This window comes from Arthrobacter sp. B0427-1-12 (genome assembly GCF_059092905.1).
The window spans coordinates 1-17,429 of record NZ_JBNHIC010000065.1; the positions used below are offsets into that span (position 1 = coordinate 1).

Sequence of the window (17,429 nt, forward strand, 5' to 3'; positions counted from 1 at the left end):
GAACCGGGATGCGATGGCCGCCTTCCTCTACCGGCTGGCCGGCAGCCCCGACTTCACTCCCCCGGCCGAATCACCCTTCACCGACGTAACAACCGATAACCAGTTCTACAAGGAAATCACCTGGCTGGCCCAAAGCGGCATCACCACCGGCTGGCCCGATCACACCTACCGCCCCTACGAACCGGTCAACCGCGACGCCATGGCCGCCTTCCTCCACCGCTTCGACACCACCCACTGACCGTGCGACCGGCAGTGTGCCGGCCAACCGCCGGCGGCAGCGGACAGGGATTTGAGACGTCCCAGCCGAGCTCGCCTTGTCCGGGGCGGAGAGCCTCGGTTTAGATGGGGGTCATGGACCGTCCGTCGGGCAATGATCTGCCGAAGGCGCCCGGGGCACGGGAGGCCCGGAACGTGGCCCTCGTCGTGCTTGCCCCTGACGGTGTTCGCCTGGATCTGGGCTGCCGCGGTCCGGGAGGAAGACCGGTGGGAAGGGCTGTTCAGGGGTGTGCTGGCCTCAGCCGTTCTGCTAGTGGCGGCCGGCAAGTGGTGGCAGGCGCGCAACCGCGAAGCAGGGAACAGGCTCCGGACGGACGGTGAGGGACTGCCCTGGTACCTGGGACTGGCCTGGGCCGTCTGGGTGGCCGCCGGCCTGGGTCTGGCCGTGGCCGTCTACATGGGTCCGGACGCTGTTTCGCCCCTGATGTACTGGTTCGCTTTCTCCGGGATGCTGGCCTACCTGGATGCGAAGCCCCGTATTACCGCCCGCGGCGAAGACCGGGACCCGGAAGAACGGATCGGTCAGGAGCAGGGCCGGCTTGCCGGAGCGCGGCAGCGGGTCGCCGGATGGTGGCTGGAGCGGGAACGGGCCGGCTTCTATGCGGCCCTGGCCATCGGCGGATGGCTGGCTGTCCTGTTCCCTCTAGCGCTCATCCACCAGGGTGTCGGCTGGTGGATCCTGCCCTTCGCCGCGGTACTGGCGATCTGCCTGTACGCCATCTTCCGCAAACCTCCCCCGGGCAGCGGCCCGGCACCTGACCGTACGGGCGGCAGAGCCGACGGCTGATGGTTCACGGATCGGGCCGAAAGAACCGCCGTGCAGTCCGGGGATGTTACCTTCTGGAACTGCCGTTTCGGAGCGTTCTGGGAGGCGTCCGAAATCTTGATTGCAACAGGATTTGTACCGCATATCCGGCCCGTGATGTTATTCAGGCATCAATTAAATTGGGGGGATCCGTGTTGCTGCGGTCGTGGAAGTTGCTGGTCAGTGCCTTTGTCGGGGCGGTGATGGTCCTGGCGATGCTGCCAGTGCCGGCCGTTGCCGCCGATACCGAGGCTGCCAGCGGCATGGGAACGGCTGGCATCAGCGGTCGGGTCACCGTACCCGAAGGATCCTCCGCCGCCGATGTCTGGGTGTACGCGCTGGGCTCCAGTGCCGGTTATTGGTGGGATTTCACCGCCGACGTCGATGCGTCGGGCGGCTTTACCTTCAGCAACCTTCCCGCCGGTGAGTACAGGGTGACCGCCTTCGACCAGACCGGAGAGCTGATCGGGGTCAACACCTACAACCGGGCCGAGACACTGAACCTGGAGTCCGGGCAAAGCCTGACAGATCTGGACGTCCCGCTGGTCGCCGCCGCCTCCGTCAGCGGCAGGATCACCGCACCGGCGGGCACCGACTTCAGCAGCCTGACGCTCACCGCCGTCACCACCGACCGGGTGGAGAGCCGGGCAGCCGTCCTCGATGCCTCCGGCGCCTACACTCTGGGGCCGCTGCGGCCGGGCACCTACGACATGGTCCTTGAGCACGGACGGGACTGGGGGAGCCAACGCAGCCTGCCGGCCACCGACGGCACCGGGCAGTTGACGGTCACCGCAGGACAGGCAATCACCGGACGCGACCTGGCACTGGAGGCGGGCGAGCCCTTGGACCGACCCGCTTCCCTGGCCGGAGATCACCGTATCTCCGGAAGAATTGAAGCCCCGGCCGGAACCGTGGACTTCAGCGGCGTCGAAATCGGCGTCCATTACGTTTACGGCCCCGATGACCGGCTGCACCATTTTTCCGCCTACGCACGGATCAAGCCCAACAGTCAGGGCGAGTTCGCCCTGCCGGAAATTTCGGCCGGGCGGTACGCGCTGACCCTGCTCGACCGCAACGGACACCTAGCCGAGATCCGACGTTACCCGGCCAGCGGTATGCTGACCGTCGGTTCCGGCCAGAACCTTGACGGGCTGCGGCTGCCAATGGAGCCGGGTGCCCGCATCCGGGGCAGGATCACCGCCCCGGCCCCGGCCACACCGGACGGCGTCACAATCACCGTCTGGAACAGGGACACCGGAGAAATCTTCCGAGAGGGCCTGCCGGTGGCACCGGACGGCAGTTTCTCCATTACCGGCCTCGCAGCCGGGCACTATTCCCTCTCGCTGCGGCCGGGCAACACCGGCCTTCTGGACGCGCGCTTCCCCTCCGGCTACTCCGGCCCACAGATCATCGTCGGAACAGGTCAAACCGTGGACGTGGGCGCCGTGGGAATGGAACTGGGTGGATCGATCGCCGGCAGGCTCACGGACCGGAACGGACAGCCCATCGCAGGGGCTGAACTCACCGCAACAATCATCGGGACCTCGGCCCGCTATCAGACAACGGGTAAATCCGGACCCGACGGCAGCTTCACGCTGGCCGGCCTGACCCCGGGCTCCTACACACTCAAAGCCCTGATCCAGAGCCGGACCGGCGTGGCCGGCACCTCGGAAGTCCTCTACTTCGGCAACACCAAGGACGAAGCCGCCGCAGCACGGATTCCTGTCGCCCTCGCAAAGCAGAACAACATCGGCGAGCTGTCCCTGGCCGCCATCCCCCGGTTCACCGACGTGCCGGCCGGATCCCAGTTCTGGACGGAAATCGAATGGCTCGCCTCCCAGGGCATTGCCCAGGGCTGGCCCGACGGGTCCTACCGTCCGCTGGAACCGGTAGCCCGCGACGCCATGGCTGCCTTTATCTTCCGCCAGCACCTGCCGGCCGAAACCATGTTCCCCGCCCCCGCAGCCTCTCCCTTTGCCGATGTTCCCCCCGGAACACAGTTCTACCGGGAAATGGCCTGGCTGGCCGACCGGAAAATCTCCACCGGCTGGCCCGATAACACCTACCGGCCGGCGACCAGCGTCAACCGCGATGCGATGGCGGCTTTCCTGTACCGGATGGCCGGCAACCCGGACTTCACCCCACCGCCGGTCTCCCCCTTCACCGACGTCGCCACGGACAACCCGTTCTACAAGGAAATCACCTGGCTGGCCGATCAGAAGATCACCACCGGCTGGCCCGATAAGACCTACCGCCCGCTGGCACCGGTCAACCGGGACGCGATGGCCGCCTTCCTCTACCGCTACACCACCCAACGCAGCTAAACCCCAACCCGCCGGCCCGCCGGAGCTGGCCCTCGCGCAAACCCGGCGGGAAGACCTGTTGTGCGGGCAGGTGCGGCTGTAGGCTCCGGGCATGGACATCGTCAGGTTCTTCAACAGGCTGCCGCCCGTGATCAAGGTCCTCTACGCGCTGCTGGCCATCATGTTCCTGCTCAACATCATCTGGTCGCTGCTGGGCCGGCAGGAGGACATGGGCTGGATCTTCGCCGCCACCGGAATCCTGCTGATCCTTCTCGGCCTGATCCTCGTTCCGAATCTGTTCGGAACGGCCCGGAAAATGGCCGACGCCATCAAAACCTACCACCCGGCCGGAATCGACTATTCCAAGTCCTTCCTGGCCACCCCGATGTTCCCCCGGCTCTTCGGAGCCATGGCCATCATCGTAGGCAGCCTCTTCCTGCTCTTCCCCATCACTGAACCCACCCCGGCCTAAGAGGAGCAGCCATGGCGGTCCCGCACCCGGCACCACGGAAGGGCACCGGTGCGGTGGACGGGCTCAGGCGGCAGGACTTTGGCCTCGGCACCCTGCTGATGTCCGCCGTGTCCGCGGTCGTACTCGAAACCGACTCCACGCCGGGCTGGCAGCAGGAGCTGTTCACCCCGCTGTACCTGGCCGTGGCCGCCATCAGCATCTGGCGCATCATCGAACACCAGCAGGCGAGAAAAGCCGGCGTGACCCTATCGGTCCTGCAGTTCCACTGGCTCCAGGCCGTCAAGGCCGAACACGGCCACGCCGAAGCAGTCAGGCAACTGCGGCGGATGTTCCCCCGCATCAGCCGCAACCACGCCGAGAACATCATCGAAAACCTCCACAAGGCCGGGCCGGCAACAGAAGGCTGACGGCTCCTTGCTTTCCGGGTTTTCCTGCCGTCCGCGCCTTCTGCGATTGGGGTGCGGTCCAACCTAATGAGTCAAAACCTCGGAATCCGTCTCTTTCAAGTTGGACTACCCGCAGGAAGCCAAGACGCGGGCTCCGACTTAGGTGAAACAGGACAGCCGATACAGGTTAAATGTTGCAGCTGGCTGGCGGCGGATGTTTTGCCCTTTTGCTTCTCACCTGCAGGTGCAAGGATGGGGCAGGCCCAATGGGGGGCGACGGTTGACGTTTGGGGGAACGGGATGCTTGGGAAGCGGATACGGCTGGACCGTAAGGCTGTCAGCGCCATGGCTGCCGTGGTCTTGGTTCCTGGCCTGCTTTCCGGTGCGGCCGCTGCGGCGCCGGCGGTTACGGACGGCGGACCGCTGATGACCGCCGTGCATCTGCTGGAGACCCTGCAGGTGCGCCAGGAGGCAAGCCCGACCTTTGATCCGGATGCCTTTGAGCATTGGATCGATGCGGACGGGGACGGCTGTGACACCGCCGACGAGGTGCTCATCGCCACCTCCCACCCGACAATTCTGGCGGTTGAGCCACCCTGCACGGTCGTCGCCGGCAGCTGGAGCGCCGATACCACCCTGGGGTACACGAGGGATCCGGCGGACCTGACGGTCGATCATACGGTCCCGCTGGAGGAAGCCTGGGAATCGGGGGCCTGGGCCTGGACGGATAAACAGCGCCGCGATTTCGCCAACGACCTCCAATACCAGCGCATTGCCCTGATCCCGGTTACACATGCGGTGGCCGAGGACAGGCGGGACAAGGACCCCTCTCAGTGGCAGGCAGCGCGGGCCGGGACGTATTGCACCTATGCAAACCGGTGGATCCAGGTAAAGTCCCGCTGGAACCTCACCGTTGATCCGGCCGAGTACGACGCGCTGATGCAGATGCTCGACTATCCCTGCCCGACGGACACCATCGTGCCCGAACGCGGCCTGAATCCCGGCCGCGGCCCGGCGGCCATCATGGGGCGGATGTACGGCGGAGGAACCCACTTCTTCCTCCTGAGCGTGGAAGCCCACGCTGAGGACGGTTCCGTCGCCGCCCGCACCAAGGCAGACATCGACGGCACCTTCGAGCTAACGGGGCTGGCACCGGGTACCTACCGGGTCAAGTTCGTCGGAGGCACCAGCGGCGCCCTGGACCAGTGGTACAGCGAACAGGGACCGGGCGCAGAACCCACACTCATCCAGGTCAGCGCCGGAGGGGTCGTGCCCGGCATCGACGTCGGCCTGCAGATGCCGCAGCAGTTCAGCGACGTTACCTTCCCTGAGCCCGAACACATGCGGTTCCACATCATCACCTGGGCGGTGGCCAGCGGCTACATGGACGGCTACCCCGACGGAACCTTCCGCCCGGCCGCCGCGCTCGACCGCGGCAAACTGGCAGCGGCCGTGTACGGGATGGCCGGCCGGCCACCCGTTCCGGAGGACGCCCCGGACTTCACCGATGTCCCCGTCTGGTCCGAGGACCGTGACGCGATCCGCTGGACCGCTGCCATGGGCATCGACACCGGCTTCGAAGACGGTACCTTTCGCCCCGAGAAGGAGGTCACCCGCCGCACCCTGGCGGTTTTCCTCCACCGGCTGGCCGGCAGCCCGGAGGTCGCCCTTGATCAGGACATCTACACCGACGTCGAGCCCGGCGACCCGGCCTATAAGGAGCTGGTCTGGCTGGCCTCCAGCTACATCCTCAGCGTTCATCCCAACGGGATTTTCAGCCCGGACCAGGTGATTAACCGTGAGGACCTGCCCATGCCCCTGGCCTACTACCGGTTCAGCGCCAAGCTTCCGGTCATCGGGGCCGTCCCGGACCCGGTGTTCGAGGATGTTCCGTCCGGCAGCCAGTTCGCCGAGGAAATCACCGACCTGCACTCCAAGGGCGTGGTCACCGGATGGGCCGACGGATCCTTCCGCCCGCTCGAGCCGGTCCACCGCGACGCGGTCGCCGCGTTCATCCACCGGCTCACCGGAAACACTTCCACAGTGCTTCCGGACGGGTCGCCATTCGCGGACCTGGGCACCGACCACCCGTTCTACACCCACATCTCCTGGCTGGCCGGACAGAAAATCACCACCGGCTGGCCGGACAAAACCTACCGGCCGCTGGCACCGGTGAACCGGGATGCGATGGCCGCCTTCCTCTACCGGCTGGCCGGCAGCCCCGACTTCACTCCCCCGGCCGAATCACCCTTCACCGACGTAACAACCGATGACCAGTTCTACAAGGAAATCACCTGGCTGGCCCAAAGCGGCATCACCACCGGCTGGCCCGATCACACCTACCGCCCCTACGAACCGGTCAACCGCGACGCCATGGCCGCCTTCCTCCACCGCTTCGACACCAAAGAGTGAACCCGCCACCAACTGCGTATTGGCTCCGAACCGGCAGCGGCCGGGCCGGACAGAGAATTCCAGCGCCGGTTTCATTTTCAAGAGGCGACGCTCGATAGAACAGGGCAGAACGACGTGAATCAGATCCAAATGATCAAAAGGCTTCCGCAGCCTCTGAAAGCACTGCAGATCCTGTTCCTGATGGCCTTCGGGGCCGTGTTCATCACCATGATCCTCGCCGTAGTCCTCCGGTCGGAGGAAATCATGAACCCGGCTCTCCAGGCCTTTGTCGTTCTCGGCGTCATCGGATTCGCCATCGGCCTGGTGCTGGTCACGGACTATCGCGGCGGCGCCCGGGCCCTGTCCGAGGCGCTGAAGGACTACAAGCCGATGGGAATGGACTACTCCAAATCATTTCTGTCCAGTCCACGGGCTGCACGGGTGATGGGAGCCGGCTACATGCTGATCGGAATCTGGTTCTGCGTGCTCGTATTCGGTTTCGGACTGGGACACTGATCCTCACACGGGTCTGGCCTCCGGTAGGCCTCTCACCCGCCTCCGGTCTGCCAATTCAAGGCATCACCGTGTATACGCCGATAACGGCGCATATGACGTCTTGCGGGACAGCATGTCCTCACAATAGGGGTTCCTGCACTTCCCGGCTGAGGGCAGGGCGCCTCGTTGGCCACGATCGCGTTGTGTTCCCGACAGGGCGGCGACCGTGTCCGCGCCCGTGAGTTGTCAGTACACTGAGACCCATGACCGAGCAGGAACCGGCCCCGCCCGCGGCTGCTGCGGCTCCCGGCGGCGGCGCGGGCCTCCCCGCGGACGCGGCCGTCACCTCCGCGCCGGTCGAGGACGGCGAAACCCCGCACCTAACCGATCCCGACGCCATCGATACATCCTTGCGCAGTCAGGCACAGCGGTCCCGCACCTTCGCCGGGATCCTTGTGAACACCGCACTCGCCAACATCACGACCAGCTACCTGTGGTTCGCCCTGACGTTTTGGGTGTACCTGCAGACGCGCAACGTGATCGCCACCGGGGTGATCGGCGGCGCGTACATGCTGCTGATCGCCCTGTCCAGCATCAGTTTCGGCACTTTCGTGGACCGCTATCGCAAGCTGGCCGTGATGCGCTTCGCCGCGGGCTTCACCCTGGTGATGTTCGTGCTGTCCGGGGTTATGTTCCTGCTGACACCCGCCGCCAGGCTGCTGGACCTGACACAGCCATGGTTCTGGGTTTTCTCCCTGGTCATCCTGGTCGGTGCGGTAGTGGAGAACATGCGCAACATCGCCCTCTCCACCACGGTCACCATCCTCATCGAGCCGGGTCGACGGGCCAACGCCAACGGTCTGGTGGGCATGGTGCAGGGGCTGATGTTCATCGTCACCTCAGTGCTCTCCGGGCTGTCGGTCGGGTTGCTGGGCATGGGCTGGACGATCGTCGTCGCCATGGTGCTCACGGCGCTGGCATTCGCGCACCTGCTCACGCTGCGCATGCCTGAGGAGGTTCGCGCGGCCGCCACGGACGCGCACGGCGGATTCGATCTGCGCGGCTCCCTCGCCGCCGTGCTGGCCATTTCCGGACTGTTCGCGCTGATCCTGTTCTCCACGTTCAATAACTTCATTGGTGGCGTCTACATGGCGTTGATGGATCCTTACGGCCTGGAGATGTTCCCCGTGGAGCTGTGGGGGACGTTCTTCGCGCTCGGAGCCACCGGGTTCATTGTGGGCGGCGCGCTGATAGGAAAGTTCGGACTCGGCTCCAACCCCTTGCGCACCATGCTCATCGCGGTGATCCTGATGGGAGTCCTCGGTGCGGTATTCACGCTGCGGGAGTGGGCATGGCTGTACATCGCCGGCATCTGGCTGTACCTGGTCCTAGTGCCTTTCGTGGAGGCCGCCGAGCAGACAGTCATCCAGCAGGTAGTGCCTCTGCCTCGGCAGGGCCGGGTGTTCGGATTCGCCATGGCGTTCGAGTCCGCTGCAGCGCCGATCACCGCGTTCCTCATCGCGCCGATCGCCCAGGTCTGGATCATCCCGTACGCGCGGTCAGCTGAGGGTGCTGTCCAGCTGGCCCCGCTGCTGGGCGAGGGCACCTCCCGCGGCATCGCCCTGGTGTTCCTGATGGCTGGGATTATCATGATCGCGACCGCGTTGCTGGCCTTCCTGACCCCGGTCTACCGCCGCGTTTCGGCGTCGTATGCGCGGGCGGCTACAAAGTCTCCGGGGCTGACGACACCGTCCCCTCATACTCTGGATGAGTAAGAACGGGTTGGGAAGGGGACTGTCCAACGGGTCCGGCTGTCCGCCGCGTAAGGACCGACGGTGCGTCCGTTTTGCCGATTGCGGACAAGGGCCAACAGCTGCTTCCGCTTGCAAGCCGATAACAGCGCATATGACCGTTGTTCCCCGTGAGACTCCAAAGCTCAGGACCCACGCGGGTTCTTTTTCGCATGGGCCCTTGTATCTGGAGCCTATTCCTCGATCAGCTCGAATCCGCGGCGTTTGCTCTCCTGGAAGGAATCCCTGAGTTCGCGTTCGACACGAGCCGTCAGGTCCGAAGGTACAGTATATCCGCCGCCGGAACCCGGGCCGTATCCTCGCCCTTGATCCGGTGTGCATCGCAGTTCCGGCAGGACACCGCGGGACACGCTTACACATAGAGGGTGCTCCTCCCCTCTCCTGCACTTGAAGACAACACTGACACGATGATTGAACTCGCTCATCTTCTCCCCCTGTCTCCACTCGCCGGCTTTTGGCTCGTGACACCGCAGAGGCTACCCAAGGCCTCCGACGGTTTGAGGGGCGGGTTGGGGAGTCGTTGGACATCTAGAGGCCGATTACAACGCCTAGGACGAATGGATAAGCAGAGTGCTGCCCGCGTGAGAGTCGAAGGGCCTTTCTTTTCCCGGCCGCCCACGATGTTCCATGACGGCAGCCTGCCTCCCGCCCAGACCCTCTTACGTCTCCACAGGCCCGACCATCACCCGGTCCCGCCTCTGTTCGCCGGTCCGCTCCGAAGAACTTCCGGCAACCCGGACAAGCGCGGCTGCGGCTGCCCACCCGGATCCGTCGGCAAAGTCCACACCGCGCAGGCACTCACCGATCCTCCGGTCCCAGCGGCAGAAATGCGTTATCCGCAGTCAGCCGATAACCGGCACATGCGTTAGGACGGAGACGTGTGTTTCGGGCGTCAATTTTCGGCGGCGGCCGCTGTCTGCTGGGGAACGTTGGAAAACGCCCGCCGGTTCTCCCCTCCGCGGCACCTGCGTCCGCTCTCCGGCCGGACCTCTGGTTTTCAGCAGCCCGCTTCCGCCTGCCGAGCACCGGCCGGTTCAGGAGTGGGTGTCTCCGTGCGAGACGAGGACCTTCTGGAGCAGGCCGGACAGCGTCTTCCGTTCGGACGCGGACAGTGCGTTCAGGAAGCGGTCGGCGTTGTCGCTGTGGTCCGCGATAATGGCCTCAATCAGCTCGAGCCCGGCGGGGGTGAGGGTGATCTGCAGGCGCCGGCGGTTGCCGGGGTCCACGCTGCGGGTTACGAGGCCGCGTTCGACCAGTTTGTCCACGCGGTGGGTCATCGCGGCGCCGCCGACCATCGCGGTAAAGACCAGGTCCTTGGGGTTCAGGGTGTGCGGCGGGCCGGCCCGGTGGAGGGCGGCCAGCACGTCGAATTCCCACGGCTTAAGGCCCGTCCTGCGCAGGTTGTCCCGGACGCTGTCGGCCAGATGGCCGCCGGTGCGGATCACCCGCGCGAGCACCGCCAGGGGCTCCGGGTCCGGCCGCTCGCGCTTGGGCTGATTCAGATACTCGTCCACCCTGTTCAACCGGCAGGCTCCTTTCATGACGTTCGTTGCGTCAGGTTATTAGGGTCGTTGCGTGAAAGTGACAGGTCCCGCTCCTGATGATCGCTCGAAAAGGGAGTATTTCGACATCGAACTCTCTAGATGATAACCCCCGGCCGCGGCAGATGTGTCCAGCGTTACATTCCCTCCCGTTCCGGGCTCCCCGGCACTCCCGGTCCTGGCCCGATACACCGGCAGATCGCATCCCGCCCCGGCATCTCGGGCCCTTCGGACTCCCCCCCGGAAAACCGGACCGCCGCCGACGCTCACAGCGCCCCGGACCGGCTCTCCGGCGCTCTTGCCGATGGCAGCGCATACGGCTCGGATCAGGGACGCGCCTGTCGAAACGGGTGAACCGGAGGTGTAATGTGCGACCGGCTCTTGTCCTGCGGTCCGCGCAGGTAGACGACGGCTGTGCAGCCAAAAAACGGGGACGACTCACACACGGCCCCTATTGCCTGTGGGACCCGGTTTGCTGCCGGTGTTCGAACGGCGCCGGCGGCAGCTGCTCGGCCGGACTCTGCGGGGCGGGCGGAGGGCTGCGCAGCGGAGCGGGCCAGCCCCCAATAGGTGTGGTGTGCCGGGACGGCGGGCAGCTGCAGCGTCCGGGCACACTACCGGACCCACCAAAGAATCGTTGCCCGCCCGGAACCGACCCGGCGGCCACCCATCCGACGAAAAGAGCGGTCAGGGGCACCGTGACCCCGAAGATGCACGGTGGGTCGGACCCAGCCGTCGCCTGCTCTGCCCGGTGTCCTTGAAATGACGTTGCACCGCCGGACCTGGAACGGGCACCCGATTCAGTGGCGAAGCTGCCGGCTTACTGCCGGTGGCGTTCCACGTGCGGCTCTGTCAGGGCCTTGGCGGGCCGGATGTTGGTTTCCTTATACGGCCGGTGGTGAGGCCTGAACTCCCGACGTAAGCCGATCCGGTCCAGCCTGCTTCGCTTAGGCCCTCTCGGGCCGTCTGACATTGCCGTTGCGGGCTGCTCTGTCCCGATGGTGGCAGGCTCCGGAGAGGGCGAGAACCTGGATGAAATAAAAGAACGGGTGAAAGACGCTCTTCTGTGACTGCTTCCAACGTGCATCCGGTCTGGGGGCTATAAGAAACTATCCGGACTTATATGGCGTTATCCAGAATAGCTACGGTTCAGCCGGAGAAGCTGTCGTTGACCATGGCATTGGCCGCTGTGCCGACGTCCCGGAAGCGGTCCTCCCGGATCGCGCTGACCGGTGAGTCATCATTCAGCCAGGGGTGGGCGCCGATGAGCCACTGCCGGGCCATGTGCTCACCCTCCACTTCGGCGACGGTCCGCCAGGTTTCCAGCGCTTGCCGCATCCGGGCCTGCTCCTCAGGGTCCGCTGCCGGTTTGTCATGGCGGCCCATTCGAGCGGCAGGATGCGGTCGGTGGTTCCGGACATCACGGCGACTAGGGTCGGGCCGAGGGCGGGGATCAGCCGGCGGACCATCTCATGAATGTCGATCTGGTTCCCGTCCACGCCGGCTCCTTCCACGTCCTCCGGAGCGCCGGGTCTACCGATGCTGTTTGGCATCCGGACCGGGCGCAGCAAACTCTGTGCCATGGACATGTCTAATTTTCATCGTTTCGGACCAGAGTCAGCCCATGGCACGTCCCAAGAACCACCAGCGCAAGCCCGAGATGCTGGCTCAGTTCATCGAGTACCTGCACGACAAACCGCTGTCGGCCCTGACCTTCCGGACCGTGGCCGATGCGCTGGGGGTGGGCGCCTACACGCTCGTCTATCACTTCGGTACCCGGGAGCAGTTGATCACGGGATCACCACCACCGTCGGCAGCCGAGCGGATGAGCTCCGGCGCGAAAACGAGATCTCGGCCATGAACTGGGACGGGTATAAGGCGTGGATGGACCAGGGCTGGCCTGGCTGATCAGCGAACGCAGCCGGCCGCTGCGCCGGCTCGGTATGGAGGCGGCCATGCAGGACCTGGTGGCCGAACATCCGATCGGGACCGCCCGGCAAAACTTTGACCAGTGGCGGGACCACACCCGCACCTGGCTGCTGGCCCAGGGCCTCACCCTCGAGGATGCGGAGACCGACAGCCGGATGCTCATCGCCGCCCTGTTCGGGCCCGGCTACGACACGCTTCTCCACGACGACCCCGAGGCATCCGCCGCCGCCTACGAGGCCCTGATGGATTCCTTCCGGCACACCGTCGACCGGCGATTGGGACGCTCCGCTCTGGCCTGAAGAAGCAGGCTCACTCCCTGCAATCCGAGGGTTTGCCTCCGAACATTACGACCACAAACTATAGCGCCGACGAAAGCCCCGATAGAGTCAGGCAGATGGGGCGAAAGAAGAATCCGCAGCGCAAGACCGAGCTGATGGCACAGATCATCGACTATCTGCAGGACAAGCCGCTGGCCTCCCTGTCCTTCCGGACCCTGGCCGAGGCCCTGGGCGTCAGCGCCTACGTGCTGGTCTACCACTTCGGTACCCGCGAGCAGCTGATCAACGAGATCGCCGCCACTGTCGAGGCACTGTCCCGGAACATCCGGGACGAGGACGTGGCCACCTGGTCCCGCCACCAATACCGCACCTGGGTTGATGAGGGCTGGCGCTGGATGGTTCAGGAACGCATCCGCCAGCTGCGCCGGCTCGGATTCGAGTTCGCCGCGCAGGATGCGGTCTCCCCCACGCCCATCCGGACCGCGCAAAAGTATTTTGCGGACTGGCTCGAGCACACCCGCACCTGGCTGAGCGCCCAGGGCCTGCCACCGGACGAGGCAGCCACAGAAGCCAGGCTGCTGGTCAACTCGTTCCACGGGCTGGCCTACGACCTGGTGATCAATGACGACACCGACGCTGCCACTGATGCCTTCGAGGCGCTGATGCGCAACTTCTGGCGTACCGTCGATGAGCGGCTGGGTGTTGAACCGTCCACCGGGCCCACCTCACGCTGTCCTGTTCCCTCCTGAAACGCGTGAGGCCGAGCCACACCGGAAATCTATCCCTGCGTCACCTGCCGGTAACCGGCGGCTGCCAGAATGGAAGCTCCCTTACTTATGGGTAATGCCGTCACCCCAGGAGGCACGACATGACCGAAACCATCAGCACAGGGGTACTCATCTCGGACGTCGGGATGCTCAAGCCCGGCGACATTGTCGAGGCCCGGCGCGGGGACGTGGTCCACCACCGCGGCCGGGTGGATTCGGTCGCCCCCGATCTGGGCGTCGCCTGGATCACCGAGGCCATCCCCGGCTACCGCCGCATCATCGACACCGAGGAGTACACCGTCTGGCTGCGCCCGGACGGGGACACCGCCTAATCGGGACATCCCGATTCAACAGCGCTGTCACAATCCTGCAATCCGGTTCGGCAACACTGTGACTCGACACGCAGCCCGATCCGAAGGAAACACAGCCCATGACGGCAACAACGTTTACCGGCGCACAGGTCCTGCAGCCGCCCGCGCTCCGGGCCGGCGACAACATCGAGGCCCGCCGCAACGCAGTCACCCACTACTTCGGTCAGGTCGATTCCGCCGTTCCCAAGGACGGCATCCTGTGGATCCGCGAAGGCGTCGCCGGGAAGCCACTGGGCATCGACCTGACCGAGTACAGCATCTGGCATACCCGCCCCTACCGGCAGGCCCACCCCGGCTAGAGCGGGCGGATGTTTTCGGCCTGCGGGCGACGTCGAATTCGACCCGCTGGCTCTCCTCCAGGGAGCGGTAGCCCTTCGAGGCGATCTGCGAGAAGTGGGCGAACAGATCCTTGCCCTTGTCATCGGGGGTGATGAACCCGTAGCCCTTTTCGGCGTTGAACCACTTGACGATGCCTGTTGCCATGCTGCTCGTTGTCCTTCTGGGACACACTGCGGGTCCCGCCTGCCGGTGCCCGTCACGCTGTCCTGCCCACACAGTAGGTGAGAGGTGAACGGAGCGGCGAGGCTTCGGGGTCAGCTAATGCCGCTTTCCGCCCCACCGCCGGATAGGCGTCTACGCCCGTGAGTGTGGCCATGATCGACGATACCTATTTCGCACAGTTGCCGTCAGTCACTAGAGGAACTGCGGCAGTTAATTAACCTCTGCGCCCCGCAACTTGGACATGTCCAAGTAATCGAAAACGCGTAGTCACCCCGCTCATGGGTCGCTCACCGGAGAGGCCGTTCAGGAGTTTTCAAGTCCCCCCTCGCGCACAGAACAGGTCCCCGGAAATCCAAGGATTTCCGGGGATTTTTTCGTTAACCGCTCTCGCGGAGGCTGTTTTCGCCCATGCGAAGGCCAGCGAACAGCTGAGCCCGGATACGACCGGACGGTTCAGGGTTGTCCCTCATTCACGTTGACATTGCCTTGCTGAATCTCGAGGGTGCCCGGGGCATCGATTTTGCATTCGCCTTTCTGGACCGGACGGTCGAAGTTGTCTGCAGAATCGGCGTACAGGTCTCTGCCTGGCCGGGCGACGTCATCAACATAGATGAAGAAGCCCTTGCCGATATGGGGTTCTGCGGTCCCGGTGGCGGTGATGATCCGGATGCCCACGACGGCATGGTCGCCGGTCACGGTCAGGCAGGTAACCGGTCCCCGGACGGAGTAGGCCGTGTCAGGTCTGCCGGCCGCACCTTTGAAGTCGACCACCGCGGTCCCGGTGAGCCTTTGGGGAAGGTTATGGGCGGTAATGCTAAAGAGCAGGGACTGATTTTGGATGTGGCCGGATCCCACTGCGAAGTCATGCGGGGCTGCTGCCTGGCTGCTGACCCCTGTGCCGGCAACCAACAGCATCGCCGCCACGGGTACTGCGGCCCGTAACAAAACTCTGGTTTTCATTCTGACTGCCTCCCTTGTGGCTACAAGCGTGCCACCCGGGAACGGTGTCACGTCCTGTGGGCTGTTTCAGGGTAGGAGCGCCCGGAAGGGATGTCAACGCGATAAAACGTTACTCCCGGGAAGCAGTTCGGCTGCCGCCTGCTCCGACCGGGCCCGGGTGACCTCGACGGGTTGGCAGGTGCGGTCCAAACTGTATGCGGCTGTACGGCGCCTGCATAGTGACCTTGGAAGAAGCTGTTGAACGCTGCCGATTTGCAGACCAACAGCCGGAACAATCACTATGAAGGCGAGATCGCCACGTAACACCCGGAATCAAGGCCGCGGCCACATACTGCCCATCCCCTACAGGAGACGTCCATGACCGAAACCACCAAGAGCGAGACTGAATTCCTGGACCTGTCCGGCCTGCGCCGCGGCGACAATGTCGAGGTCCGGCGCAACGGCATCACGCACTATTTCGGCCAGGTCGACTCGGTCGCACCGGACCTGGGCGTGCTCTGGATCAACGAAGGTGTGGCCGGCTACCGCAAGATGCTGGAAACCGTCGAATACACCATCTGGCTGATCCGCCGCGGCGGCTGACTGTTCTTCAGCGGCTGCGGAACCAAACCTTCTTCCAAGTTCGTGCCCATAGATTCAGGCTGGGCAAGGCTGCGTCAATCGGATGTGGCCGGCATGCAGGGAAGAAGGTGGCGCCATGTCCGCTCCGGCATCATCGGGGGTGTATCCGCGCGGCGGCGATGCCGATGTGGCGCGCGATGCGCTGTCGATGCTGATGGATGCAGTTGCCGTCCGCGGCACCAGCCAGGAGCCGGTGACGCTCACGGTGGAAGGATCGAACAGCTTCAGAGTGCCGCGGGCCGCCGTCGATATCCTGGTCCAGGCGCTGTGCAAACTCGCTTCAGGCCAAGGCGTGGCGGTGATGCCGGTGCACGCCGACCTGACCACGCAGGAAGCCGCGGACATCCTGAGCGTCTCCCGCCCGTACCTCATCCGACTCCTTGAATCCGGGGCGATTGACTACCGGCTGGTCGGTACGCGACGGAAGGTCAACGCGGATTCCCTGTATGACTACATGCGCAATCTGCCGTAACCGGTGTACGGGCTAGGGCGTGTCTGATAATTGTCGGGCCCAGGCGATGACTGCGTTCAGGATCACGGCAGCGCGGTAGACGATTGCGTGTTTGTCGTATCGGGTGGCGAGGCCTCGCCACTGCTTGAGGTGGCAGTACTGGCGCTCGACGACGTTTCTGTTCTTGTAATCGGCGCTGTCGAGTGTGACAGGTCTGCCGCCGCGTGATCCGCGCCGTTTGCGGTGTCCCTTTTGATCGTCGGGCTCGGGGATCACGGCCTTGATCCCGCGGGAGCGCAGGTGAGTGCGGATCGCGCGAGACGAGTAGGCCTTGTCGGCGCGCACGGCGTCCGGGCGGGTCCTGGGTCGACCGGCCTCCCGGGCGATGCGCAGTTGATCCATCAAGGGCAGGAACATCGGTGAGTCACCGGCCTGCCCCGGCGTGATCAGAGTGACCAGTGGGAGACCGTTGCCGTCGACGAGTTGGTGGATCTTGGTCGACAGGCCGCCACGGGAGCGGCCGATGCCGTGATCAGGCGGCTCGATCCTCGGATTCGTGTAGTTCGATCCAGCCCCCTGTGAGACGTGTCGTGTTCGTTGCGTGCTGATGCGCACGCGCGATGGTGGAGTCCACCGACAGCGACCAGTCCACCAACCCGGCCGCGTCTGCGGCCGCTGTCAGCTTCGCGAACACCGTGTCCCAAGTGCCGTCCTTCGCCATCCGGTGATGCCAGGTCCACACCGTCTGCCAGGGGCCGAATACTTCGGGCAGATCCCGCCACGCGATCCCAGTCCGATACCGGTAGATGATCGCCTCGACCACCACCCGAGCGTCAGAGAACGGACGCCCCTTGCGCCCCGTCGGGCGAGGCAGCATTCCCTCGATCAACGACCACTGACTATCGGAAAGCACCTGAAACCGCGACATGAACCCAGCATCACAGCACACCCTCAAATCATTTGTCAGACACGCCCTAGTAGTACTTTGTTAGGTCGGTGGTGCGTGTTGGCAGTAGGGGCAGCGGCTAAGCAGTTGGACGAGGTGTTCCTGGAGTGCTTTGAGGACCTCGT

General features: G+C 64.7%; 19 protein-coding genes and 1 pseudogene. 15 read left to right on the forward strand and 5 right to left on the reverse strand.

The window, feature by feature from the left end; all coding sequences use genetic code 11:
• The 8 genes from AC5RWU_RS21370 to AC5RWU_RS21405 form a co-directional block, all read left to right on the forward strand.
• On the forward strand, positions 1-238 hold a 238-nt coding region (locus tag AC5RWU_RS21370), incomplete at its 5' end, for an S-layer homology domain-containing protein (RefSeq protein ID WP_494037227.1).
• A 189-nt stretch (positions 239-427) separates the two neighbouring features.
• Complete coding sequence (locus AC5RWU_RS21375; RefSeq protein WP_494037228.1) at positions 428-1,063, forward strand: hypothetical protein; 636 nt, start codon at positions 428-430, stop codon at positions 1,061-1,063.
• 170 nt (positions 1,064-1,233) lie between these two features.
• Positions 1,234-3,405 carry a carboxypeptidase regulatory-like domain-containing protein gene (locus tag AC5RWU_RS21380; protein WP_494037229.1) on the forward strand — a complete coding sequence of 724 codons (2,172 nt, stop codon included), beginning with the start codon at positions 1,234-1,236 and terminating at the stop codon, positions 3,403-3,405.
• A 91-nt stretch (positions 3,406-3,496) separates the two neighbouring features.
• Positions 3,497-3,856, forward strand: a complete 360-nt coding sequence (locus AC5RWU_RS21385; RefSeq protein ID WP_494037230.1) for a hypothetical protein — start codon at positions 3,497-3,499, stop codon at positions 3,854-3,856.
• Between the two features lie 11 nt (positions 3,857-3,867).
• Positions 3,868-4,263, forward strand: a complete 396-nt coding sequence (locus AC5RWU_RS21390) for a hypothetical protein (RefSeq protein ID WP_494037231.1) — start codon at positions 3,868-3,870, stop codon at positions 4,261-4,263.
• A 324-nt stretch (positions 4,264-4,587) separates the two neighbouring features.
• Positions 4,588-6,654 (forward strand): S-layer homology domain-containing protein, encoded by a 2,067-nt coding sequence (locus tag AC5RWU_RS21395; RefSeq protein WP_494037232.1) that lies wholly within the window; start codon positions 4,588-4,590, stop codon positions 6,652-6,654.
• Between the two features lie 129 nt (positions 6,655-6,783).
• Positions 6,784-7,149 carry a hypothetical protein gene (locus tag AC5RWU_RS21400; protein WP_494037233.1) on the forward strand — a complete coding sequence of 122 codons (366 nt, stop codon included), beginning with the start codon at positions 6,784-6,786 and terminating at the stop codon, positions 7,147-7,149.
• A gap of 242 nt (positions 7,150-7,391) precedes the next feature.
• A complete protein-coding gene (locus AC5RWU_RS21405; protein ID WP_494037234.1) occupies positions 7,392-8,903 on the forward strand; it encodes an MFS transporter in 1,512 nt (503 codons plus the stop codon).
• 1,070 nt (positions 8,904-9,973) lie between these two features.
• Here AC5RWU_RS21405 and AC5RWU_RS21410 read toward each other — a convergent pair.
• Positions 9,974-10,453, reverse strand: coding sequence for a MarR family winged helix-turn-helix transcriptional regulator (locus AC5RWU_RS21410; protein ID WP_494037244.1), 480 nt, complete (start codon positions 10,451-10,453; stop codon positions 9,974-9,976).
• 1,176 nt (positions 10,454-11,629) lie between these two features.
• Positions 11,630-11,818 (reverse strand): hypothetical protein, encoded by a 189-nt coding sequence (locus AC5RWU_RS21415; protein ID WP_494037235.1) that lies wholly within the window; start codon positions 11,816-11,818, stop codon positions 11,630-11,632.
• A gap of 286 nt (positions 11,819-12,104) precedes the next feature.
• On the opposite strand from AC5RWU_RS21415, the gene AC5RWU_RS21420 reads away from it, so the two are divergent.
• The 5 genes from AC5RWU_RS21420 to AC5RWU_RS21440 all read left to right on the forward strand — a co-directional run bounded on the left by AC5RWU_RS21420 (position 12,105) and on the right by AC5RWU_RS21440 (position 14,124).
• The gene (locus AC5RWU_RS21420) at positions 12,105-12,341 is read left to right on the forward strand and encodes a TetR/AcrR family transcriptional regulator (protein WP_494037236.1); all 237 of its coding nucleotides are present in this window, start codon (positions 12,105-12,107) and stop codon (positions 12,339-12,341) included.
• A 19-nt stretch (positions 12,342-12,360) separates the two neighbouring features.
• The gene (locus AC5RWU_RS21425; RefSeq protein WP_494037237.1) at positions 12,361-12,708 is read left to right on the forward strand and encodes a hypothetical protein; all 348 of its coding nucleotides are present in this window, start codon (positions 12,361-12,363) and stop codon (positions 12,706-12,708) included.
• Positions 12,709-12,803: 95 nt separating this feature from the next.
• The gene (locus AC5RWU_RS21430; protein WP_494037238.1) at positions 12,804-13,436 is read left to right on the forward strand and encodes a TetR family transcriptional regulator; all 633 of its coding nucleotides are present in this window, start codon (positions 12,804-12,806) and stop codon (positions 13,434-13,436) included.
• A 119-nt stretch (positions 13,437-13,555) separates the two neighbouring features.
• Positions 13,556-13,786, forward strand: coding sequence for a hypothetical protein (locus AC5RWU_RS21435; RefSeq protein WP_494037239.1), 231 nt, complete (start codon positions 13,556-13,558; stop codon positions 13,784-13,786).
• Between the two features lie 98 nt (positions 13,787-13,884).
• Positions 13,885-14,124, forward strand: a complete 240-nt coding sequence (locus tag AC5RWU_RS21440; RefSeq protein ID WP_494037245.1) for a hypothetical protein — start codon at positions 13,885-13,887, stop codon at positions 14,122-14,124.
• Between the two features lie 13 nt (positions 14,125-14,137).
• On the opposite strand, the pseudogene AC5RWU_RS21445 reads toward AC5RWU_RS21440, so the two are convergent.
• Together AC5RWU_RS21445 and AC5RWU_RS21450 are read right to left on the reverse strand one after the other, a co-directional pair.
• Positions 14,138-14,308, reverse strand: a pseudogene (locus tag AC5RWU_RS21445) (cold-shock protein); the annotation flags it as partial.
• Between the two features lie 471 nt (positions 14,309-14,779).
• Complete coding sequence (locus AC5RWU_RS21450) at positions 14,780-15,286, reverse strand: hypothetical protein (RefSeq protein WP_494037240.1); 507 nt, start codon at positions 15,284-15,286, stop codon at positions 14,780-14,782.
• A 357-nt stretch (positions 15,287-15,643) separates the two neighbouring features.
• On the opposite strand from AC5RWU_RS21450, the gene AC5RWU_RS21455 reads away from it, so the two are divergent.
• On the forward strand, positions 15,644-15,868 hold the full coding sequence (locus AC5RWU_RS21455; protein ID WP_494037241.1) for a hypothetical protein: 225 nt from the start codon (positions 15,644-15,646) through the stop codon (positions 15,866-15,868).
• A gap of 115 nt (positions 15,869-15,983) precedes the next feature.
• Positions 15,984-16,379 (forward strand): excisionase family DNA-binding protein, encoded by a 396-nt coding sequence (locus AC5RWU_RS21460; RefSeq protein WP_494037242.1) that lies wholly within the window; start codon positions 15,984-15,986, stop codon positions 16,377-16,379.
• A 12-nt stretch (positions 16,380-16,391) separates the two neighbouring features.
• Here AC5RWU_RS21460 and AC5RWU_RS21465 read toward each other — a convergent pair.
• Positions 16,392-17,286 (reverse strand): IS5 family transposase gene (locus AC5RWU_RS21465; RefSeq protein WP_494037243.1). Its coding sequence is split into 2 segments (ribosomal slippage): positions 16,392-16,934 and positions 16,936-17,286, totalling 894 coding nucleotides; the frame shifts between segments, so codons are not numbered across the junction.
• Between the last annotated feature and the right edge of the window lie 143 nt (positions 17,287-17,429).